We start from the raw sequence: 19,335 nt of genomic DNA, 5'->3' as shown, positions 1-19,335 counted from the left end.
CACCGCACTTTCCGCCATGTCCCCGTCAACCTGTTCGGCACGCGACATCGTCGTCGTCGGCTTCGAAGGCGTCCAGTCGCTCGACATCACGGGCCCGATGGAAGTGTTCGCGGTCGCGAACCGTCATCTTCCCGACCATGCCGCGCCGTACCGGCTCACGCTCGCGTCGCAACACGGCGGCGACATCGTCACGCACGCGGGCCTGCGCCTCGCCGGCACGGCCGCGCTCGCGGCGCTGCCCGAGCGGATCGACACGCTCATCGTCGCCGGCGGCGATGAAGCGGCGCTGCGCCACGCCGCGTCGGAAGCCGGCGTGCTGCCGTGGCTGCGCACGCAGGTCGCCGGTACGCGGCGCATCGCGAGCATCTGCACGGGCGCGTTCGTGCTGGCGGCGGGCGGATGGCTGGACGGCCGGCGCGCGACCACGCACTGGAACCAGTGCGCGATGCTGCAGGCGCTCCGTCCCGACGCGCGGATCGAACCGGACGCGATCTACGTCAGCGATCCCCCCTTCCATACGTCGGCCGGCGTGACGGCCGGCATCGATCTGTGTCTCGCACTCGTCGAGGCGGATTGCGGCGCGCCGACCGCGCTCGCGGTCGCACGCGAACTCGTGCTGTTCATGCACCGGCCCGGCGGACAGGCGCAGTTCAGCGTCGGGCTCGGCTCGCTGGCCAACGCGACGCCGCGCATGCGCGCGCTGCTCGCCGAGATCGCCGACGATCCGGCCGGCGATCTCGGCGTCGCCGCGCTGGCCGCGCGGATGCACATGAGCGAACGCTCGTTTGCGCGCAATTTCCTGAAGGAGACCGGACGATCGCCCGCGCAGTTCGTGCTGGCCGCACGCGTCGAGCGCGCGAAGGCGCTGCTGGAGCGGGCCGACTGGCCGCTCGAACGCATCGCCGAGCGGTCGGGATTCGGCAGCGTCGACGCGTTGCAGCGCGCGTTCGCGAAGCAGGTCGGCGTCTCCCCGCGCGACTATCGCGCCCGGTTCGGACCGCGACACGGCACGCCGAAAACCGAATAGGCCGTCGCCGGTTCCCGCTTGCGTCCGGGGCCGCTTGCCTGGCGGCGATCCGGCGATCGCCCGCCACCGCCGCCACCGTCGCCGCGCCTCCGTCACGCTCCCGCTCCTCCCGGCGACGAAACGGGCCGATACGCCCTGTTCCGGTGCATCCCTCGGGATTTTCACTCCATTGCCGAAATCTGATAGAGCCGGGAAATTTGATTTCATACCGTTCACGCATCGGACTGGCATGCGATGGCCGCTCGACACGGCATCGCGAGCCGCCGACGAATCCCAGGAGCGGGCCAGGTTCCTTGGCCCGGGCGGCGATGACGGTCCTGCCACGCAGGACATTCGTGACGGAGCGACCATGGATGCAAAACGCCAGCCTGATTCAGGCACCGACAGTGACGTAAGCCTGCTGCACAAGATGGGCTATGCGCAGGAACTGTCGAGACGGATGAGCGGTTTCTCGAACTTCGCGGTGTCGTTCTCGGTGATCTGCATCCTGTCGGGCGGCATTACCGCGTTCCAGCTCGCGTTTTCGGCCACCGGCGGCGCGTCGATCGGCCTCGGCTGGCCATTGGGCTCGCTGTTCGCGCTAATTGTCGCGGTGTCGATGTCGCAGATCGCGTCCGCGTTTCCGACGGCCGGCGGCCTCTATCACTGGGGCGCGATCCTCGGCGGGAAGAAATGGGGGTGGATGACCGCGTGGCTCAACCTGATCGGCCTGATCTTCGTGATCGCCGCGATCAATTTCGGCACCTACGATCCGTTCTTCAAGACGCTGATCGCGCCGATGTTCGGCGTCAGCCCGGACAGCCTGACCTGGTGGCATCAGACGGCGTTCATCGCGTTCATCACGATCTCGCAGGCGATCCTGAATGCGCGCGGCATCAGGATCGCGAGCAAGATCACCGACCTGTCGGGCTACCTCATCTTCGTGGTGACGATTGCGCTCGTGGTGTCGCTGCTGGTCTACTCGCCGGTCGCGTTCGACGCGCATCGGCTCGTGACGTTCACCAATTTCACCGGCGTCGATGGCGGCGCATGGCCGAAGCAGGCCACGCCGCTCGCGTTCCTGTCCGGCCTGCTGCTCGTGACCTACACGATCACCGGCTTCGACGCTTCCGCGCACACGTCGGAAGAGACGCATGACGCGGCCAAAAACGTGCCGCGCGGCATCATCGGGTCGGTGTTCTGGTCCGCGGTGTTCGGCTACGTGATGGTGTGCGCGTTCGTGCTGGTGATGCCCGACCTGACCGCCAGCATGAAGCAGGGCACCGGCTTTTTCGAAGCGATTCTCGCGCCGATTCCGAAGGCGTTGCGCGTCACCCTCGAACTCGCGATGTTCTTCATCAACTACGTGTGCGGGCTCGCGGCGATCATGTCGACGTCGCGGATGGTGTATGCGTTCGCACGCGACGGCGGGCTGCCGGCGTCGAAGCTGCTGCGCAGCGTGAGCCCGACGCACCGGACGCCCGGCCCGGCGATCTGGACGTGCGCGGTGCTCGCGATCGTCGTCACGCTGTACGGCGACGCATTCTCGGTGCTGAGTGCCGGCAGCGCGGTGTTCCTGTTCATCTCGTATGCGATGCCGATCGGCTCCGGGATGCTGGCCGAAGGCCGCTCGTGGACCGACAAGGGCCCGTTTCAACTGGGAATCTGGTCGAAGCCGTGTGCGCTGCTCGCGCTGGTCGGCGCGTGCGTGCTCGCGTATGTCGGCATCCAGCCGCCGAACGAGAAGGTGCTGTACGTGCTCGTCGGTTTCGTCGTGGTGCTGATGGTGATCTGGTATGGCTTCGGCGTGCGAAACACGTTCGCGGGGCCGCCGGTGTTGAAGGACACGCGCAATCTCGAGCGCATCCGCGAACTCGAGGCGAACGTCGATCCGTCTGTCTGAAGCGGATTCGAAGCAGGTTGAAAAAAAACCGACTCGCTGGCTTCGTGCCGCGAGTCGGTTTTTTCATGTCCACGCGTAACGACGAGATTCAACCGCCTTGCAGCGGTTGAATCTGGCGAGCATCCGCGATCAGACGGCGGAGAAACAGTTGTCGACGAACAGGTGCGTGCCGTTGACGAAACTCGACTCGTCGGACGCGAGGAACAGCGCGGCGGCCGCGACTTCCGACGGCTCGCACAGCCGGCCTTGCTGCACCGCGATCGCCGCCTCGGTCGCGTCGACGCCCATCGCCTGCAGGTCCTTCAGTTCGCGCATCCCGTGCGGCGTGCGGATGAACCCCGGCGCGAGCGCGTTGCAACGAATGCCGCGGTCGCGATACTCGACCGCGATCGCCCGCGCGAACATGTGGCACGCGCCCTTGGTCGCGTCATACAGCACTTCGCCCGGCGTCGCGCACACCGCCGAAATCGACGACGTGCAGACGATGCTGCCGCGCCCCTTCTCCAGCATCTGCGGCAGCACCGCCTTCGTCATCAGGAACATGCTCTTCACGTTCACGCCCATCAGCCAGTCCCACTCCGATTCCTCGATGTCGAGGAACGGTTTGACGATCAGCGTGCCGGCGTGATTGAACAGGATGTCCGCATTGCCGTACTGCTCCCGCGCGGCGCGCACGGCCCGTTGGACTTCCGCCTGTTTCGACACGTCGGCGCCCAGGCCGATCGCTTGCAGGCCCGCATCGCGCAGCCGCGACGCGAGCGTGTCGGCGGCGTCGCCATCGCGGTCGATGATCGCGACCTTCGCGCCCTGAGCGGCGAACAGTTCGGACGCCGCGCCGCCGCAGCCGCCGGCGCCGCCGCTCACGATCGCGACCTTGCCGGCCAGGCGGCCGTCAATCTTGACATTCATGTTGCGTGCTCCATTCTGGTTCGTTCGGTCTGCTCAACTGAACAGCGTCCGCAGGTGATCGTTGAGGAAATAGCCTTCGGGGTCCACGCTGCGTCGCAGTGCGCGGAACGCCTCGGCCTTGGGGAACCAGCGATCGACGTCCTCGCGGTTCGTGAAATGCAGCTTGCCCCAGTGCGGCCGCGAGCCGTAGTCGCGCAGGATCGTGTCGACGTCCTTCAGGAACGGCCAGTAGTCGACGCCGTTCGGGCCGCCCGAGCATGAAATCGTGACGCTGTCCTGGTGGTTGAACGGGCTGATCCACGCCGGATCGCCCTTCGTGAAGCGGTACTCGACCGGGAAAATGCAGTCGCGGTGTTTCGTGAGGATCAGCTCGCGCACGCGGCGCAGCGCTTCCTTGCCGTGCTGCGCGGGCACCGCGTACTCGAGCTCGTGGAAGTTCGGCACGTAGTGGATCGCGTACACCTCCGAGCTGTAGGCAATCTTCTCGTGCTCGCCTTCATGGAGCGTGCGCGCGTCGGTGATATCCATCACCTTGATCTCGCACACGTCGTAGTCCTTCTTCGAATTCGACACCTTCGTGGTGTCGGGCAGGCAGTAAAGCTCGCGGCTGGCCGACGTCGGGCACCAGAAGAAACCGAAATGCCGGTGCTTCGCGGCCAGGTCGTCGTATTGCTCCATCAGCGCGTCGAAGTCCTCGCGCCACACGCGGTCGTGCAGCCAGAACGCATCGGTCACCTGCAGCGTGATCTCCGACACGACGCCGAACATCCCGATGTTCACCTGCGTTGCATGGAGCAGGTCGAGGTCCTGCCGGTCACTCACTTTCATGATCGAGCCGTCCGGGCGCACGATGCGCATTCCGACGACCTGCGACGACAGGTTGCCCAGCGTCGTCCCCGTGCCGTGCGTGCCGGTGGCCAGCGCGCCGGCAATCGCCTGCGAATCGATGTCGCCCTGGTTGACGAGCGACAGGCCGAGTGCCTTCAGGTGGCGCGTCACTGCATTGATTTTGGTGCCGGCCTTCACGGTCACGCGCTTGCGCGCTTCGTCGACATCCACGATGCCCTGGTAGTCCTGCAGCGACAGCAGCAGGCCGCTGGTGGCCACGACGGGCGTGAACGAGTGCCCCGACCCCGCGCACCGCACGTGCTTGCCTTGCCGCGTCGCGGCATGCACGAGTGCCGCGATCTCGGCCTCGCTGGTGGGCGACGCCAGGTGCGCGGCCACGCACGACTGATTGCCGACCCAGTTTCTCCAGAATCCGCCACGGGGAAGTTCCATCACGTCTCTCCAGCGTCGTATGGGTGCCAACGGTAAGGTACCGAAAGGTTTTCCACTATCGGATTTCGGCAAGTCAGGGTTTTGACGAGACGATGCCCGTCCGGCGCTTTTTGACCGGCGCGACAAGCGGCTACAATGAATCGATCCGGCCCGCCCGTTCCCGCCTCCGCCCCCGATGACGCCGCCTGCCCACCCGAGCGATTTCTCCGGCGATCCGCTGTTCGCGCGAACGGTCGCGTTCTGCGCGTTCACCGACGTGGAGGAACAGGCGCGCGCGTTCGACGGCTGGAACATGAACTACACGCAGATCTCCGGTGGGCGATTTCACGGCTCGTCGTCGATCGTGTCGCTGGGTGGCATCAAGCTGCTTGTCGAGGATCTCGACAAGGTCATCCTGCAGCAAGGCGCGGTGCCGACGGAGCGGATCGCCGTGGCCGTGCCGCTGGAGCTGGAAGGGCATGCGCGCCTGTGCGGCGAAAAGAGCGGGCGCGACAGCCTGCACGTGTTCTCGAGCCAGCCGGCCTTCGAGTTCTATTCGCCCGACCGCCATCTGCTCGTGAACGTCGAGATCGAGCCGGAGAAGCTGTCGACGCAGGCGCTGCGCACGGTGGCCGCGTCACTGCGCGCCCAAACCCATGCGCCGGTGATCCCGATGGCGACCGGTGTGGCCGATCATCTGCGCGACCTGCTGCGCCAGACACTGGCCGCCGCCGTAAAAACCACCCGCATCGACGACGTGACGACGCAGGACAGGATCGAACTGCTCGAACGCACCGTGCTGTACGCGATCTCGGAAGTGATGACGGCCGCAACGCAAGAGGCCGGCGCACGGATCGTGCGCACGACGAAGTACTGGTCGCTGGTCAATGCGGTGCGGGAGCGGCTGCAGGATGCATCGACCTGCCCGCTGTCGATCGCCGAGCTGTGCGTGGAGCTCGGCGTCAGCCGGCGCACCGCGCAATACGCGTTCCAGGACACGTTGAACCTGAACCCGATCGCGTACCTGCGGGCCGTGCGGCTGAACCACGTGCGCCGCGAGCTGCGGCTCGGCGACTCCGTGACGACCGCGGCCACCAAGTGGGGCTTCTGGCACCTGAGCAGTTTTGCGCAGGACTATCGCGCGATGTTCGGCGAACTGCCGTCGGCCACCGCGAAGCGCTACGCGCGCCAGGCGCTCTAGCGCCTGTCGTTCACGCTGTCGTTCATCGTCCGGCGGCCGGTGCGCAGGCGTCCGCACCGGCCACCGCCCTGCCTGCTACGTCACTCGTCCTGCTGTTCCTGCTGCGCCTGCACCTGCCGCTGCTGGATGAACTGCCGCACATCGCTCATCGTCACGCGGCCGGTGTGCTTCGCATCGATCTCGTCGAAGTGCTTCGACACGAAGCCGAGACCACTGCTCTGCGCCTGCGCCTTCGTCACGGCCGCGCCGTTGCTCAGCACCGTATTGGCGCCGAGCCGCGCATCGACACGCTGCTGCGCCTGCTGCTGCAGCGTCGCACCGGTCGACGGCAACACCGGCGCTGCTTTCGTGGCGGGAAAGAACGGACCGTCGACACCGCGCCCACCGTGCGGCAGCTTCACCGGCGCCACCGCCTGCGGCGGCAACGCGTAGGCACTGCTCATCACGGCACCGAGGACGACCAACGGAGACAACCACCGCATCAATTTGATTAGGGACATGATCACTCGCATTCAATGGATGAATAGAGGGTTCCTTTGACAAGGAGTCCGTCGCTCAGGCTCGCTCACGGGGCCGCCGCCAGCGTCGTCCCGGCGGTCGCGCCCGGGACGCTGCCGGTCGGCACGCTCGGCGGGTTTTCATCCGGCCACGGCGGCGGCAGCATGTGCAGCGTCAGCGCCGTCGGAATCCGCGCCCCCTTGTAGAACGTCTTCAGGTCCCGCTTCATCTGCGGACGGGCGACGTCGTCCAGGTAGATCATGTGGCCGCCCTGGAAGAAGTTCACCTGCAGTTTCGGATTGAAGCCCTTCACCGTCTGCAGCCGCGCGAGTTGCTTCTCGGTGTTGAAGAACGGTGTCGCGAGATCGTGGAAGCCGTTCTCCGCGAGCACGCGAAGCTTCGGGTTGAGCTGCAGCGCACCGAGCAGATCGGGAATCGTGTCGGGCATCGGCTGGCCGTCGTGCGTGAAGTCCCAGACGCCGATGATGTTGTCGTTCAGCGGCAGGTACGTCGCGTTCGGTGCGGTGTAGCCGAGGTAATCCGGCATCTGCGTCGCGAGCGCGTTCGTGAACGGCTGCGAGATCAGGATGTCGGACGGGTCGCCGTCGTTCTGCAGGCGCGGATCGGAATTCGGCAACGACACGCGTCCGTCATACCGGCCGATCGTCGTCCCGGGCAGCAGGCTCGTGCCGAACGGATTCGCGTTGAAATAGCCGCGCAGCGCCTGTTGCGTGAGGCTCGACGGGATCGACCACAGCTTGAGCGTCGCATCGCTCGGGAACACCGGCGTGCCGAGCGCATCCGGAATGCCGAGCTGGCTCAACACCCACGACTGCGAGTACTTCTGCAGCTGGTTGTAGATCAGCGTCGTGAACAGTTCCGTCTGCAGTGCGTACAGACCGGGGTTCACCGGTGCCGGCGACACCTGGTTGAAGTACGCCGCGACCGCCGCATAGCCCGGCAGGTAGCCGGCCACGGTATCGGTTTCCAGCAGCAGCCCCTCCGTCGACTGCGTGATCGCCACGGCTTCCACCGCATCCGCGAAGTAGTTCAGGATCGCCGACTGCAGCACGATGCCCGTCAGGTGCACGCCGGCCGATTCGAGCGCCAGCGCGAGCATGTCGGTACGCGGCGTGCCGTACGATTCGCCGTACAGGTAGATCGGCGACGTGCCGCGGCTGTTGACGTTCAGGTAGCGCTGGATGAAGTCGCGCATGATGTTCACGTCCGCATCCGAACCCCAGTACTTCTGGTTGGTGTTCGGCAACACGGCTTCCGAGAGCCCGGTGCCGGGCGGGTCGATGAACACGAGGTCGGTGGTGTCGATCAGGCTTTCGGCGTTGTCGACGAGCGGATAGTTCGGCCAGTTGCTGCCGAACAGCGGATCGGGCGTGGCCACGCGGGTCGGTGCGAACGAGCCGAGCCGCAGCCAGATCGACGACGAGCCCGGGCCGCCGTTATAGACGAACGTGACGGGGCGCGGCTTGCCGTTCGTGCTCGGCGCGGTGTACGCGACATACGACATCGACGCTTCCGGGTTGCCGTTCGCGTCCTGCGCGGTCAGGTGGCCGGTGGTGGTCGTGTAGTTGACGGTCGTGCCGCCGTTTTTCCACTGGTAATGCATGACGGCGGTTTTCTCGGACACCTGCCCGGGGGCGAGGCCGTCGGTCGCATTCATCGAATACGCGACCGGGTCGACGTACGGCTGGTTGGCCGGCGTCTGCCCGGCCGCCTGTTGCGCGCTGGCCTGCTGGCTGGCGGTGGCCTGCGCGAGGCTCGACGCACCGACGGACGACGAATCGTCGCCGCCGCATGCCGCGAGCGCCAGTGTCATGACGGTCAATGCACCTAGCCCGGCCAACCGGCCGTGACGGCCACGGCGGCTGCCGGTACAGCTCCTGTCTGGTTTCATCTCTGTCCTTTGATTCGGATACCGTTTCACACAGGCCGCCAACGCCTGCGAAACGCGCAGGCGAACCCGCCACTCGCGTTGCACGGTCGGCAGTCGGCGGTTGGGGATTGGACTTCCAAGAGACTGAACTTGATACAGACACAGCAAACTGCTGGCGAGAATGGTGCTCGGACGCCCCCTGCAGTTTGGACAACTTTTATATGACCCAAATTTACGACAACACAAAAATAGGCGGTGCTGCGCCGCGTTGTCAAAGATCATTCGGATATTAAAAAACCCGCAATGATGCTAACGGCGGACAGTGTCTGGCAATTGAAAGAAAACAGGATTATTCGTGCATTGCGCGTTCTATCGACAATAATCCGCCGAATCTGCCGCTTTTATCGCACGACCGTCAATCCTTTACCGGCGTTGATGTTGCGCCTCGAAAGCCTTCAGATCACCGGAATTATTCTTTCATTTTAATTATCCGTGATCGATTAATTCGGCGCGACGGCATGCATACGCCGCCATTCGATGATTCAAGTCACTTCAGCCATTCTTCAATCGATGCGCTTATCCGCACCGCGTCATCCATAAAATACCGATCTCTCCATTCCTCGAAAATTCGGCGGAATTATTTACCCTTTCTATTGCTGGCCTTCCAGCAGGGAAGAAGCGCGGCGTGCAACCTCGCCGCACGCCGCGCTTCTTCCACATTCAATCCGCCATTACTTCCCGCCGCCCGGCAGCGCGATATCGATCAGCACCGGGTCGTGATCCGACGAGCGATACGCATCCGGCGCGTAGAACGTCTTCTGCTGCTCGGCCGACTTGTACGCGAGCGTGTACTGCAGCGCGAGCGGCTCGTCCGCGTTGATGTGCCATTCGTGCACGGCCTTCACGTGCGATGCGAGCGGCAGCGTCGCGAGCGCGTGATCGAGGTATCCGGCTTCGCCGTTGTACACGTAGCTGTACGCGTTCGCGCCGATCCAGCGCGCGACGAGGTTGCGGTAGCCGCGCGATTCGAGCGTGCGGATCGGGTCTTCGTACGTGTAGCTGTTGAAGTCGCCGATCAGCAGCACGCCCTGGCCTGCGACGCCCGTCGGGTTGCCGGCGAGCCAGTCGGCCACCTTCGCCGCCGCGCGCGTGCGCGTCGGGTTCCAGCAGCCCTGGCCGTCACCCTGGTCGAGATCGTCGTTCGCGGCGTCCGGGCAGTTCTTCGACTTCAGGTGGTTCACGGCCACCGTCAGCGACTGCTTGTTGCCGTTGATCAGCCGGAATGACTGCGCGAGCGGCTGGCGGTTCTTGTCGTCGATCGCGAGCGTCGCCGCGCGGCCGACCGGTTCGACCTTGCGGCTGTCGTAGATCATCGCGACCGTGATCGCATCGCCGCCGAGGCGCGACACGCCCGGATCGACGACGCGCCACTGGGTGCCGAGCTTCGCCGCGAGCTGGCGCACCGCGCTCAGTTCGCCGTAGCCGTTGTTCTGGATTTCCATCAGGCCGATCACGTCGGCGTCGATCGCCTTCAGCGCGCTGACGATCTTCGCTTCCTGGCGCTGGAATTCCTGGAAGTTCTTCGCACCGCGATTGTTCGGATCGTCGAAGCCGCCGCCGAGACCGTTGCCGTTGAAGTAGTTCAGCACGTTGAACGACGCCACGCGCAGGTTCGATTTCGGATCGCGCGCCGGTGCGTTGGTGCGCGGGTTCGTGCGGGCTTCGAATGCCGGCACGGCGGCGCCCGGCAGCGGCTGCACGCGCCATGCGCCGTAGCGCACTTCGAGCACGCCTTCGACGTCGCGCACCGTGTAGCCCGCGCGCAGCGTGTTCGCGGCAGACAGGCCCGGCGCCGGGTACGGCACGGTCGCGGGGTTCTGCTTGTTCGAGCCGTCGTCGAGGATCAGGCGGTTGCGTGCGTTCGCCTCGATCTGCGTCTGCGCCTGCGCGGGCGGCACGACGCTCGTCGGCGTGCGCAGGCGGCCGTTGCTGAGCATCACGCTGCCGTAGCGGCCAAGCTCGTAGTTGTCGGTGACGTTCAGCGTCTGCGGCAGGCGCACCCGCATCCCTTCATACGCGGCGAACGCGTTCGGGCTGTCGACCGGCAGCGTGAGCGTCGCGGGCGTGACGGTCTGGTTGTTCGCGCACACCGCGATCGTGCCCGACTGCGTGAGCTGCGTCTGGCCATACTTCTCCTCGACCTTGCCCGTCACGTGCACGAGGTCGCCCGCTTGCGCCCGCACTTTCGGCGCGTAGACGAACAGGCCTTCGGACACGCCCGGCTGGTTGCGGCGTTGCGCGTCGGCCTGCTGGACGAAGAAGCCGCCGAAGCCGTCCGTGCCGCCGAAATCGGCGGTGACGACCGCTTCGATCGACACGTTCTGGCCGGCGAGCGGCGACGGCGCGCCCGGACCCTGGATATCGGCGATCGGCGTCGTGCTGCCGCCGCAGTTCGGGCTGACGGGCGCGGCCGTGGCGGCGAAAACCGGCGCGGCGAGCGTCGGAAGCAGCAATAGCGGGGTGAAGAGGCGGATTGTCGAGCGCATGACGGGGAATCCCGGTTGTGAGGGTGGCGAAAGCTTAGCGGCGCTCAATGACAGTTTTTGGTAATCGGAAGACAGTCGGATGTAATTGTCGTTATCACGCCGCGATCGCCGTCGAGCGTGCGTTTACGCCGGAAAAAGCGGGGAAATCGTCTGATGAAAATCCACCGTGACCGTGACGATTACCCCGCGTGGTCTTGCTGCGCGGCTCCGCGCCGCCACGCTACACCGTGCCCGGCAACGCGCTCGACACGAGCACGGCCGCGACCATCAGCACGCCGCCCAGCACGACCGCCTCGATCCGCAATACTGTGCCGAATCGTTTCAACGAACTGGCCGGCATCGAGGCGGCCGGATCCTTCAACGCGGCCAGCAACGTGGGCATCCCGAAGAAGCGGTTGTGTCCGCCGAGCGCCGCCGCGATCAGCACGAGCGCGAGCTTCAGCAGCAGGATCTGCCCGTACGTCGATGCGAGCAGATTGGCGGGCGTATCGACGCCGCGCCAGCCGTTGTACGCACCGGTCGCGAACAGCACGATCAATGCGTAGGTCGACGCATCGGACAGCGACTGCACGAACGATGCGCCGGTCGTGCGTTCACTCGCGGGCATCGCTGCAAGCCTCGGCATCACGCCGAATGCCGTCACGAGCACGAGCCCGACCCATGCGCTGATCGCCAGCAGATGCAGCCAGTCGATCCACACCGGCACGCTGAACAATCCGGCATCCACCGGATGCCCGCCGTTGCTGCGCGCGAGCGCGACGCAGGCAAGCGCGGCCCACATCGCGAACGGCAAGCGCGACGCGTTCGCGCGCCGGACGAACGACAGCACCACGACGATGAGCATGAACACCGCGCCGGCCAGCCACGCATGACCGAAGCCGGTGCCCGCGAGCATCGCGCAGACGGCCGGCCCCGCTTCGAGCAACGACACCTCGCTCATCAGCGCGCAGTGCGCCCAGAATGCGGTGATGCTTGCGAGCAGCGAGATGACAGACGCGATGCGCAGTGTCGCGACGAGCCGCCGACCGATGCCGTGCTGCCACGCCGACGCGCCGCGCGCGAGCCAGTGGCGGCCGAGCAGCGCGCCGACGACGACGGCGAACCCGGCGTTCTGGATCGCCACCGATACGAGCCGCAGGAGACCGATGACGTCGTCGTTCACCCCTTCACCCTGAACGTATAAGTGCCTTTCGTGCGATGCGCGTCGGCCGTCATCGCCACCCACTGCACCGTGTACGCGCCGGGCGCGAGCTTCGGCATCGCGACGCTCATCACGCGCGGGTTCGCCGCATCGACCTTCGCCTTGTCCTGCGTGACGGCGTTGCCGTTCGCATCCGACACCTTCACCGAGCTGAACGCCGGTTCGAGGTCTTCGTTGAACGTGAGCCGCACCGTGTCAGGCGCGGTGTCGACCGTGCTGCCTGTCGCCGGCGCGGCGCTTTCCAGCTTGCCGTGCGCGGATGCCGCGATCGGTGCGGCGGCGAGCATCGCGCCGGTCGCGACGATCGCGGTCAGCCGCGTGAGGGTCGTGATCTTCATCTGCACGCTCCGCGTCACGGCTTCTTCAGCTCGACGACGGTCAGCGCGCCGTCCACGTCTTGCGCGACGAAGTCGATCTTGTCGCCCGCTTTCACCTGCGACAGCATCGCCGGGTCCTTCACCTTGAACACCATCGTCATCGCGTCCATCCCGAGGTTGTCCAGCGGGCCGTGCTTGATCGTCAGCTTGCCGGCAGCCGTGTCGACCTTGCGGATTTCGCCGTGCGACATGCCCGGCGTCGCCGCGGCTGCCTGCTTCGCGCCGCCGCTCATGTCCATGCCGGCCATGTCGCCGGCCGCGTACGATGCGCCGGAAAACACCAGTGCACACCCCATTGCCATCAAAACCAGTCCCTTCTTCATCGTGTCGACTCCCAGTGAATGAAATGAAACCGGCGGCCGCATGCACGCAGCCGCCGCATGCTGCTGCTCAGCCGTCCGGCAGTTCGCCGGTGTACTCGTATGCGACGGTGCCCTTCGGATGTTTGAACCAGCCCGGATCGCGATAGTCGTGGCGGCCGAGCCCCTGCCGCACCTTGCAGACCGTGAACATGCCGCCCATCTCCAGCGGCCCGAACGGGCCCGTGCCCGTCATCATCGGCAGCGTGTTGTCGGGCAGCGGCATCTCCATGCCGCCCATCGCGCCGCCGGTGCTGCCCATCGCCATGTAGTCGGGCACGAGCTTGCCGATGCGCTGCGCGAGATCCTTCTGCGGCACGCCGATCAGGTTCGGCACCTGGTGGCCCATCGCATTCATCGTGTGATGCGACTTGTGGCAATGGAATGCCCAGTCGCCCGGGCGATCGGCGGTGAACTCGATCGCGCGCATCTGGCCCACCGCGACATCGGCCGTCACTTCCGGCCAGCGCGCGGCCGGCGGAATCCAGCCGCCGTCGGTGCCCGCGACTTCGAAGCTGTAGCCGTGCAGGTGAATCGGGTGGTTCGTCATCGTCAGGTTGCCGAAGCGAATCCGCACGCGGTCGCCCGCGCGCACCGGCAGCGGATCGATGCCCGGGAACACGCGCGAGTTGAAGGTCCACATGTTGAAGTCCGTCATCTCGTTCACGCGCGGCGTGTAGCTGCCCGGATCGATGTCGTACGCGGCGAGCAGGAACACGAAATCGCGATCGACCGGCATCGTGCCGCGATCCTTCGGGTGCACGATGAACATGCCCATCATCCCCATCGCCATCTGCACCATCTCGTCGGCGTGCGGGTGATACATGAACGTGCCGTGCGCTTCCAGCTGGAACTCGTAGACGAAGGTCTTGCCGGGCGGGATATGCGGCTGCGTGAGGCCGCCGACGCCGTCCATCCCGTTCGGCAGCCGCAGCCCGTGCCAGTGGATCGTCGTGTGCTCGGGCAGCCGGTTGGTCACGAAGATGCGCACCTTGTCGCCTTCGACGGCCTCGATCGTCGGGCCCGGCGACTGGCCGTTGTAGCCCCACAGGTTCGCGTTCATGCCGGGCGCCATCTCGCGCACGACGGGCTCGGCCGTCAGGTGAAATTCCTTCCAGCCGTTCTTCATCCGCCACGGCAGCGTCCAGCCGTTCAGCGTCGCGACGGGCGTGTACGGGCGGCCGTTCGGCGGCACGAGCGGCGGCTGTGTGGCCGTTTTCGCCATCGTGGGCGCTTCGGGCAGCGACGCGGCGCCGGCCTTGCTGACCATCGCGGCGCCCAGCAGCGCGGCGCCCGAGCCGCTGAGAAATTGTCGACGGGACACCATGTCAATGACCTTCCGGATGCGGTTGCGTCGCGGGCGCCGGTTGCGCCGCGGATGAAGAAGCCGGCTGCGGCGCAGCGTCGGCGTGTGAAGGGGATGCGGGTTCGACGGATAGCGTCACGCGCGGCGTGGCGCCGTCGGACGGCAGCCGGCCTCCGACGGCCATCTGCAGATCGGTTTCGGCGAGCCAGTAATCCTTCAGCGCATCGATGTAGCCGTTGACCGCGCCGACCTGCTCGCGCGCATCGGTCAGCAGCTCGAACACGCTCGCGAGCATCCCGTTGTAGCGCAGCAGCAGTTCGTCGGAGATCGTCTTGCGCAACGGCACGACTTCGTCGCGATAGTGGGTCGCGACGTCGTAGCTCGTCACGTACGCCGCATACGATTCGCGCACTTCGGAGCGTGCGTCGATGGCCGTTTTCGCGAGCCGGTTCGCCGATTGCATGTAGACGGCCTCGGCCCGCGCGACCTTCGCGCCGCCCCAGTCGAACAGCGGAATCTCGACGCTGATCTCGTAGCCGTGCTCGTGACCCTTGCCGGTCTCGTAGTCGTTCACGTAGCCGAGGTCGACCGCATTGACGAAGCGCGTCGCCTTGCTCAGGCCGAGCGACGACGCGACACCCTGCGTCTGCAACTTCGCGGCCTGGATGTCGAGGCGGTTGCTCATCGCGAACCGTTCGAGATCGGGCAGGTTCGGCCGCGCTTTCGGCAGATCGGGCAAGCGCTCGGGCAGCGCGTAACGCGTGCGTTCGCCCCACAGGCCCATCGCACGCGTGAGCTTCTCGCGCGCGGCGACGGCCTGCTGGCGCGCCTTCGCGTGCTGCGCAACCGCATCGGCATGGAACGCCTGTTCACGCGCGTAATCGAGGCGGCTGAAGTTGCCGGCCTGCCGCATGCGCTGCGCGAGTTCGGCGGCCGCGCTCGCGGCATCGCGCACCTGCTGCGCATAGTTCGCGGCCTGCTCGGCCGCGACGGCCTCGACGTACGCACGGCGTGCGTCGGCCGCGACCTTCAGCATCGCGTCGGCGGTTTCGAGCTTGGTCTGCTCGAAGCGGCGGCGTTCGATGTTCGTCGCGAGCGGCATCGTCAGCAGCGCGAACACGTTCGCCGAGAACGTGCGGCCGAGCGTCAGCTCGCCGTCGCCGGCACGGGTGCGGCTGAACGCGAAGCGCGGGTTCGGCAGCCGGCCAGCCTGGACGAGGTCTGCTTCCGACAGCCCCAGTTCCGCATACGAAGCCTGCAGGCCACGGTTGTTCAGCAGCGCGACCTGCACCGCGTCGTCCATCGACAGCGGCTTCGCAAGCAGCTCCTTCGTACGCTTGTCGACGGCTTCGCGATCGGCGTCGGTCCTGACCACGACCGCGTCTTTCCCGATGCGTTCCGACGCGGCGGACGACACCGCGTCGAAACCACCGTCCTTCGAAAACGTCGTGCAGCCGGCGAGGAAGGCGAGCACGGCCGCGGCCGCGCCGATCCTCGGCGATATCGCAAGCATCGTCATTGCGCGGTGCCTCCGTGCTTCGAATGCGCGGCGCCGCTTCCGGCCGCGCCGCCCGTCGCACGTCCTTTCGCGGGCCGTGCCATCACGTCGCGGTTCAGTTGTTTCCAGCCCGGGCCTTCGTCGTCCCGATACGGCCGGTAGCCGTCGAATGCGGATGTCACGGTGATATCCGGCACGGCCACGGTGGCATCCGCTGGATCAGGCAGCGGGGTTTGCGCTGGTGCGAGCGACGGCACGAGGGCCACCGCGCTCAACAGCGCCGCAGTAATGGATCGCATGAATGGGTCTCGTCATGAGTCGTCCGGCGGTCGTGATGCCGCCGCCGGAACGGATTGCAGAGCGCGGCAGGTCGAAGCCGCGGGCGGGGTCTAGACGAGATGCCCGCGTGGCGGCCTGTCGATGCCGCCAGTCAGGAACGACACGACGACCGGCGTCGGAGCGAAGGAAACGCGCGCGATACCGATACCCGACGCAACGGACATCGCGGGAAGATCCGCCATGCCAGCGCCGAGGCAGCAGGACCCGCATGCGGAACATGGCTGCGCATGTCGCGCATGATCGCCGTGCGCGTGCTCGTCTTCATGCTGGCCACCATGCGCGCTCGGCATCGCACGCGGCGCGACCGCGTCATCGGTGCTTGCTCCGTCCCCCGCGTGCGGCATGGCCACGACCGCCCCCGCGCACGCCATCGACACAGCCGCGAACGACTGGATCGGCAGGCTCAGCGCCAGCAGCACGACGACGAGGAATTTGCGCCAGTACGACATGGATGCGAAATCACGCAGGCAACGACCGGATGGGCCGGCGCAGCGCCGCGACGGCGCGCTCCGGGGACACGACGGCCGCAGCTTATCGCCGCCGCGGTGACGACGACATGGCCGAAACATGACCGGCATTTCATGACAATTCCGTCATCCGGCGGTCACCCTTCGCGCACGCACGGCGCCGTAAGCTCACGCGTTACACTGACCGGCTGGAATCACGGATGACTCACGGACAGCCTGCCTCACCATGCGAATACTGATAGTCGAAGACGAACCCAAGATGGCGTCGTACCTCCGCAAGGGGCTGATGGAGGCAAGCTACACGGTCGACGTCGCGGAAAACGGCAAGGACGGGCTGTTCCTCGCGCTGCACGAGGAGTTCGATCTCGTCGTGCTCGACGTGATGCTGCCGGAAATGGATGGCTTCGAGGTGCTCAAGCGGCTGCGCGCGCAGAAGCAGACGCCCGTGCTGCTGCTGACGGCGCGCGAGGCGATCGAGGACAAGGTCGCCGGGCTCGAGCTGGGCGCCGACGACTACCTGCTCAAGCCGTTCGCGTATGCCGAGTTCCTCGCGCGCATCCGCTCGCTGCTGCGGCGCGCGCCGCGCAACGTGCGCGACATCCTGCAGGTCGCCGATCTCGAAGTCGACCTGATCCGCCGCCGCGTGCGGCGCGCCGATACCCGCATCGACCTGACCGCGCAGGAATTCGCGCTGCTGCAGTTGCTCGCCGAACGCGAGGGGGAAGTGCTGACGCGCACCTTCATCACGTCGCAGATCTGGGACATGAATTTCGACAGCGACACGAACGTCGTCGATGCGGCGATCAAGCGCCTGCGCGCGAAGGTCGACAACGCGTATGAGAAGAAGCTGATCCACACGATCCGCGGGATGGGCTACGTGCTCGAGGATCGCGCGTGACGCGCCGCCCTGGCGCGTATTCGCTGCTGCAGCGGCTGACGCTCGCGTTCGCCGTCGTCGCCGCGCTCGTGTTCGCGCTGACCGGCGCGTACCTGTATCGCTCGCTGTCCGCCGAGCTGACGCGGCGCGACGACATCGAGATTTCCGGCAAGCTCAACCAGTTCCTGCAACTGGCGCACGCGAGCGGATCGATCGCCGCGCTGCGTGCCGATCCGGCCGTGTTTCACGAGGTGCTGCTGTCGCACCCGGGCGTGTATCTCGGCATCTACGATGCGCAGGACCACGCGCTCGTCGAGCATTCCGACGAGGCCGGCAATACGCTGGCGTCGGTGATCGCGGCCCCGCATCCGGCCAGCCGAGCCGGCGTGCCGTTCACCTGTTCGCCGCCCGGCATCGGCACGTCGCGTTGCGTCTACGCACGCGAAACGCTGCCGTCCGGCGACACGATCCGGGTCGCGCTCGCGCGCACGGCGACCGATCGCCAGTCGCTGCTCGAAAGCTATCGCGTCGACATCTGGCTCGCGGCGGCCGTGGGCGCGCTGCTGGTCGGCGCGCTCGGCTATGCGGTTGCGTCGCGCGGCCTGCGCCCGGTCGAGAGCCTCGGCCGGCAGACGTCGCGCATCGAGGCCCACAACCTGAACGCACGGCTCGACGCGCGCGGCGGCCCGGTCGAGCTGCGTGAACTCGCGACGTCGGTCAACCGGATGCTCGACCGCCTCGAACGCGCGTTCGTGCGGCTGTCGCAGTTCTCGTCCGATCTCGCGCACGACATGCGCACACCGCTCGCCAACGTGATCAGCGCGTCGCAGGTCACGCTGTCGCGCGCGCGCACGACCGAGGAATACGAAGCGCTGATCGACTCGAACATCGAGGAATGCGAACGGTTGCAGCGGATGATCGAGAACATGCTGTTTCTCGCGCGCACCGATAACGCCCGGCAGCACCTGAAGACCACCGAGCTCGATGCAGGCAGCGAGCTACGCCGGCTCGCATCGTATTTCCAGGCGCTGGCCGACGAAGCCGGCGTGCGCATCGACGTGCACGGCGAAGCGCCGGTCGTCGCCGATGCGACGCTATTTCGGCGTGCCGTCAGCAACCTTACGTCAAACGCGCTCGAACATGCGGAAGCCGCGTCGACGATCGAGCTCGCGGTGTCGGCGCAAGGCCGCTACGCGGTCGTCGAAGTCACGAATCGCGGCGCCGCGATTCCGCCCGAACAGGTCGACAAGATCTTCGAGCGCTTCTACCGGATCGATTCGTCGCGGCACGGCGCGGCGCGCAACGCGGGGCTCGGGCTCGCGATCGTGAAGTCGATCATGGAACTGCATCGCGGCAAGGTCGAGGTCGCGAGCCGCGACGGGCGCACGACATTCGCGCTTTATTTTCCGCGCGGCACGGAAGGGTAAGCCGTTCGTCTCGCGTTTCGCATCGGCATGACGACCGGTGCAACGCCGAACGAAGCGCGACGACCACCACCGCTCGACGCCGTCACTCCCCCGGCTCGCGCCGGATCTTCGCGTGGCGGCGATTGCGGTCGTTCAGTATCTGGTGCCGGCGATGGTCGGTCAGTTTCTTCCAGTCACGTGCCTCGTCGCGCGTCCTCAAACAACCCACGCAGAATCCGGTGCGGCCATCGAACGCGCACAGCTCGATACACGGCGATTTCACGGCCACGA

Annotated in this window: 19 protein-coding genes; 6 read left to right on the top strand and 13 right to left on the bottom strand. The window is 66.4% G+C overall.

The window, feature by feature from the left end:
* Window positions 1-16: 16 nt before the first annotated feature.
* Both CFB39_RS19540 and CFB39_RS19535 read left to right on the top strand, forming a co-directional pair.
* The gene (locus CFB39_RS19540) at window positions 17-1,027 is read left to right on the top strand and encodes a GlxA family transcriptional regulator (protein WP_089474078.1); all 1,011 of its coding nucleotides are present in this window, start codon (window positions 17-19) and stop codon (window positions 1,025-1,027) included.
* 349 nt (window positions 1,028-1,376) lie between these two features.
* A complete protein-coding gene (locus tag CFB39_RS19535; protein ID WP_089474077.1) occupies window positions 1,377-2,909 on the top strand; it encodes an amino acid permease in 1,533 nt (510 codons plus the stop codon).
* 129 nt (window positions 2,910-3,038) lie between these two features.
* On the opposite strand, the gene CFB39_RS19530 is transcribed toward CFB39_RS19535, so the two are convergent.
* Together CFB39_RS19530 and CFB39_RS19525 are read right to left on the bottom strand one after the other, a co-directional pair.
* Window positions 3,039-3,818 (bottom strand): SDR family NAD(P)-dependent oxidoreductase, encoded by a 780-nt coding sequence (locus tag CFB39_RS19530; RefSeq protein WP_089474076.1) that lies wholly within the window; start codon window positions 3,816-3,818, stop codon window positions 3,039-3,041.
* Between the two features lie 33 nt (window positions 3,819-3,851).
* Complete coding sequence (locus tag CFB39_RS19525; RefSeq protein WP_089474075.1) at window positions 3,852-5,099, bottom strand: D-arabinono-1,4-lactone oxidase; 1,248 nt, start codon at window positions 5,097-5,099, stop codon at window positions 3,852-3,854.
* Between the two features lie 175 nt (window positions 5,100-5,274).
* Here CFB39_RS19525 and CFB39_RS19520 point away from each other — a divergent pair, with 175 nt between their 5' ends.
* Window positions 5,275-6,279: a helix-turn-helix domain-containing protein gene (locus tag CFB39_RS19520; protein ID WP_089474074.1), complete on the top strand. Its 1,005-nt coding sequence runs from the start codon at window positions 5,275-5,277 to the stop codon at window positions 6,277-6,279.
* 80 nt (window positions 6,280-6,359) lie between these two features.
* On the opposite strand, the gene CFB39_RS19515 is transcribed toward CFB39_RS19520, so the two are convergent.
* Together CFB39_RS19515 and CFB39_RS19510 are read right to left on the bottom strand one after the other, a co-directional pair.
* A complete protein-coding gene (locus CFB39_RS19515; protein WP_089474073.1) occupies window positions 6,360-6,791 on the bottom strand; it encodes a 2-oxoglutarate dehydrogenase in 432 nt (143 codons plus the stop codon).
* A 53-nt stretch (window positions 6,792-6,844) separates the two neighbouring features.
* A complete protein-coding gene (locus CFB39_RS19510) occupies window positions 6,845-8,689 on the bottom strand; it encodes a peptidase S10 (RefSeq protein WP_089474072.1) in 1,845 nt (614 codons plus the stop codon).
* A gap of 234 nt (window positions 8,690-8,923) precedes the next feature.
* Here CFB39_RS19510 and CFB39_RS19500 point away from each other — a divergent pair, with 234 nt between their 5' ends.
* Window positions 8,924-9,154 (top strand): hypothetical protein, encoded by a 231-nt coding sequence (locus CFB39_RS19500; RefSeq protein ID WP_256991425.1) that lies wholly within the window; start codon window positions 8,924-8,926, stop codon window positions 9,152-9,154.
* Between the two features lie 245 nt (window positions 9,155-9,399).
* On the opposite strand, the gene CFB39_RS19495 is transcribed toward CFB39_RS19500, so the two are convergent.
* The 8 genes from CFB39_RS19495 to CFB39_RS19460 form a co-directional block, all read right to left on the bottom strand.
* A complete protein-coding gene (locus CFB39_RS19495) occupies window positions 9,400-11,214 on the bottom strand; it encodes an ExeM/NucH family extracellular endonuclease (RefSeq protein WP_089474071.1) in 1,815 nt (604 codons plus the stop codon).
* A 220-nt stretch (window positions 11,215-11,434) separates the two neighbouring features.
* Complete coding sequence (locus CFB39_RS19490) at window positions 11,435-12,376, bottom strand: CopD family protein (RefSeq protein WP_089474070.1); 942 nt, start codon at window positions 12,374-12,376, stop codon at window positions 11,435-11,437.
* Window positions 12,373-12,753, bottom strand: coding sequence for a copper homeostasis periplasmic binding protein CopC (gene copC / locus CFB39_RS19485; RefSeq protein WP_089475602.1), 381 nt, complete (start codon window positions 12,751-12,753; stop codon window positions 12,373-12,375). The genes CFB39_RS19490 and copC overlap by 4 nt, the downstream gene beginning before the upstream one ends.
* A 14-nt stretch (window positions 12,754-12,767) precedes the next feature.
* A complete protein-coding gene (locus CFB39_RS19480; protein WP_089474069.1) occupies window positions 12,768-13,115 on the bottom strand; it encodes a copper-binding protein in 348 nt (115 codons plus the stop codon).
* Between the two features lie 67 nt (window positions 13,116-13,182).
* Window positions 13,183-14,478, bottom strand: a complete 1,296-nt coding sequence (locus tag CFB39_RS19475; protein ID WP_089474068.1) for a multicopper oxidase family protein — start codon at window positions 14,476-14,478, stop codon at window positions 13,183-13,185.
* Between the two features lies 1 nt (window position 14,479).
* Window positions 14,480-15,976: a TolC family protein gene (locus CFB39_RS19470; RefSeq protein ID WP_089474067.1), complete on the bottom strand. Its 1,497-nt coding sequence runs from the start codon at window positions 15,974-15,976 to the stop codon at window positions 14,480-14,482.
* Window positions 15,973-16,254: a hypothetical protein gene (locus tag CFB39_RS19465; protein ID WP_089474066.1), complete on the bottom strand. Its 282-nt coding sequence runs from the start codon at window positions 16,252-16,254 to the stop codon at window positions 15,973-15,975. The genes CFB39_RS19470 and CFB39_RS19465 overlap by 4 nt, the downstream gene beginning before the upstream one ends.
* 90 nt (window positions 16,255-16,344) lie before the next feature.
* The gene (locus CFB39_RS19460; protein ID WP_256991424.1) at window positions 16,345-16,872 is read right to left on the bottom strand and encodes a DUF2946 family protein; all 528 of its coding nucleotides are present in this window, start codon (window positions 16,870-16,872) and stop codon (window positions 16,345-16,347) included.
* A 115-nt stretch (window positions 16,873-16,987) separates the two neighbouring features.
* Between CFB39_RS19460 and CFB39_RS19455 the strand changes: the two genes are divergently transcribed.
* Together CFB39_RS19455 and CFB39_RS19450 are read left to right on the top strand one after the other, a co-directional pair.
* On the top strand, window positions 16,988-17,659 hold the full coding sequence (locus tag CFB39_RS19455; protein ID WP_089474064.1) for a heavy metal response regulator transcription factor: 672 nt from the start codon (window positions 16,988-16,990) through the stop codon (window positions 17,657-17,659).
* Window positions 17,656-19,065, top strand: coding sequence for a heavy metal sensor histidine kinase (locus tag CFB39_RS19450; RefSeq protein ID WP_089474063.1), 1,410 nt, complete (start codon window positions 17,656-17,658; stop codon window positions 19,063-19,065). The genes CFB39_RS19455 and CFB39_RS19450 overlap by 4 nt, the downstream gene beginning before the upstream one ends.
* A gap of 82 nt (window positions 19,066-19,147) precedes the next feature.
* Here CFB39_RS19450 and CFB39_RS19445 read toward each other — a convergent pair whose 3' ends face one another.
* Complete coding sequence (locus CFB39_RS19445) at window positions 19,148-19,333, bottom strand: DUF1289 domain-containing protein (protein ID WP_089474062.1); 186 nt, start codon at window positions 19,331-19,333, stop codon at window positions 19,148-19,150.
* Between the last annotated feature and the right edge of the window lie 2 nt (window positions 19,334-19,335).

The organism is Burkholderia sp. AU6039, assembly GCF_002223365.1.
Classification (GTDB): domain Bacteria; phylum Pseudomonadota; class Gammaproteobacteria; order Burkholderiales; family Burkholderiaceae; genus Burkholderia.
The sequence above is the reverse complement of the archived record's forward strand: the minus strand, read 5'-3'. Positions and strand labels throughout refer to the sequence as shown.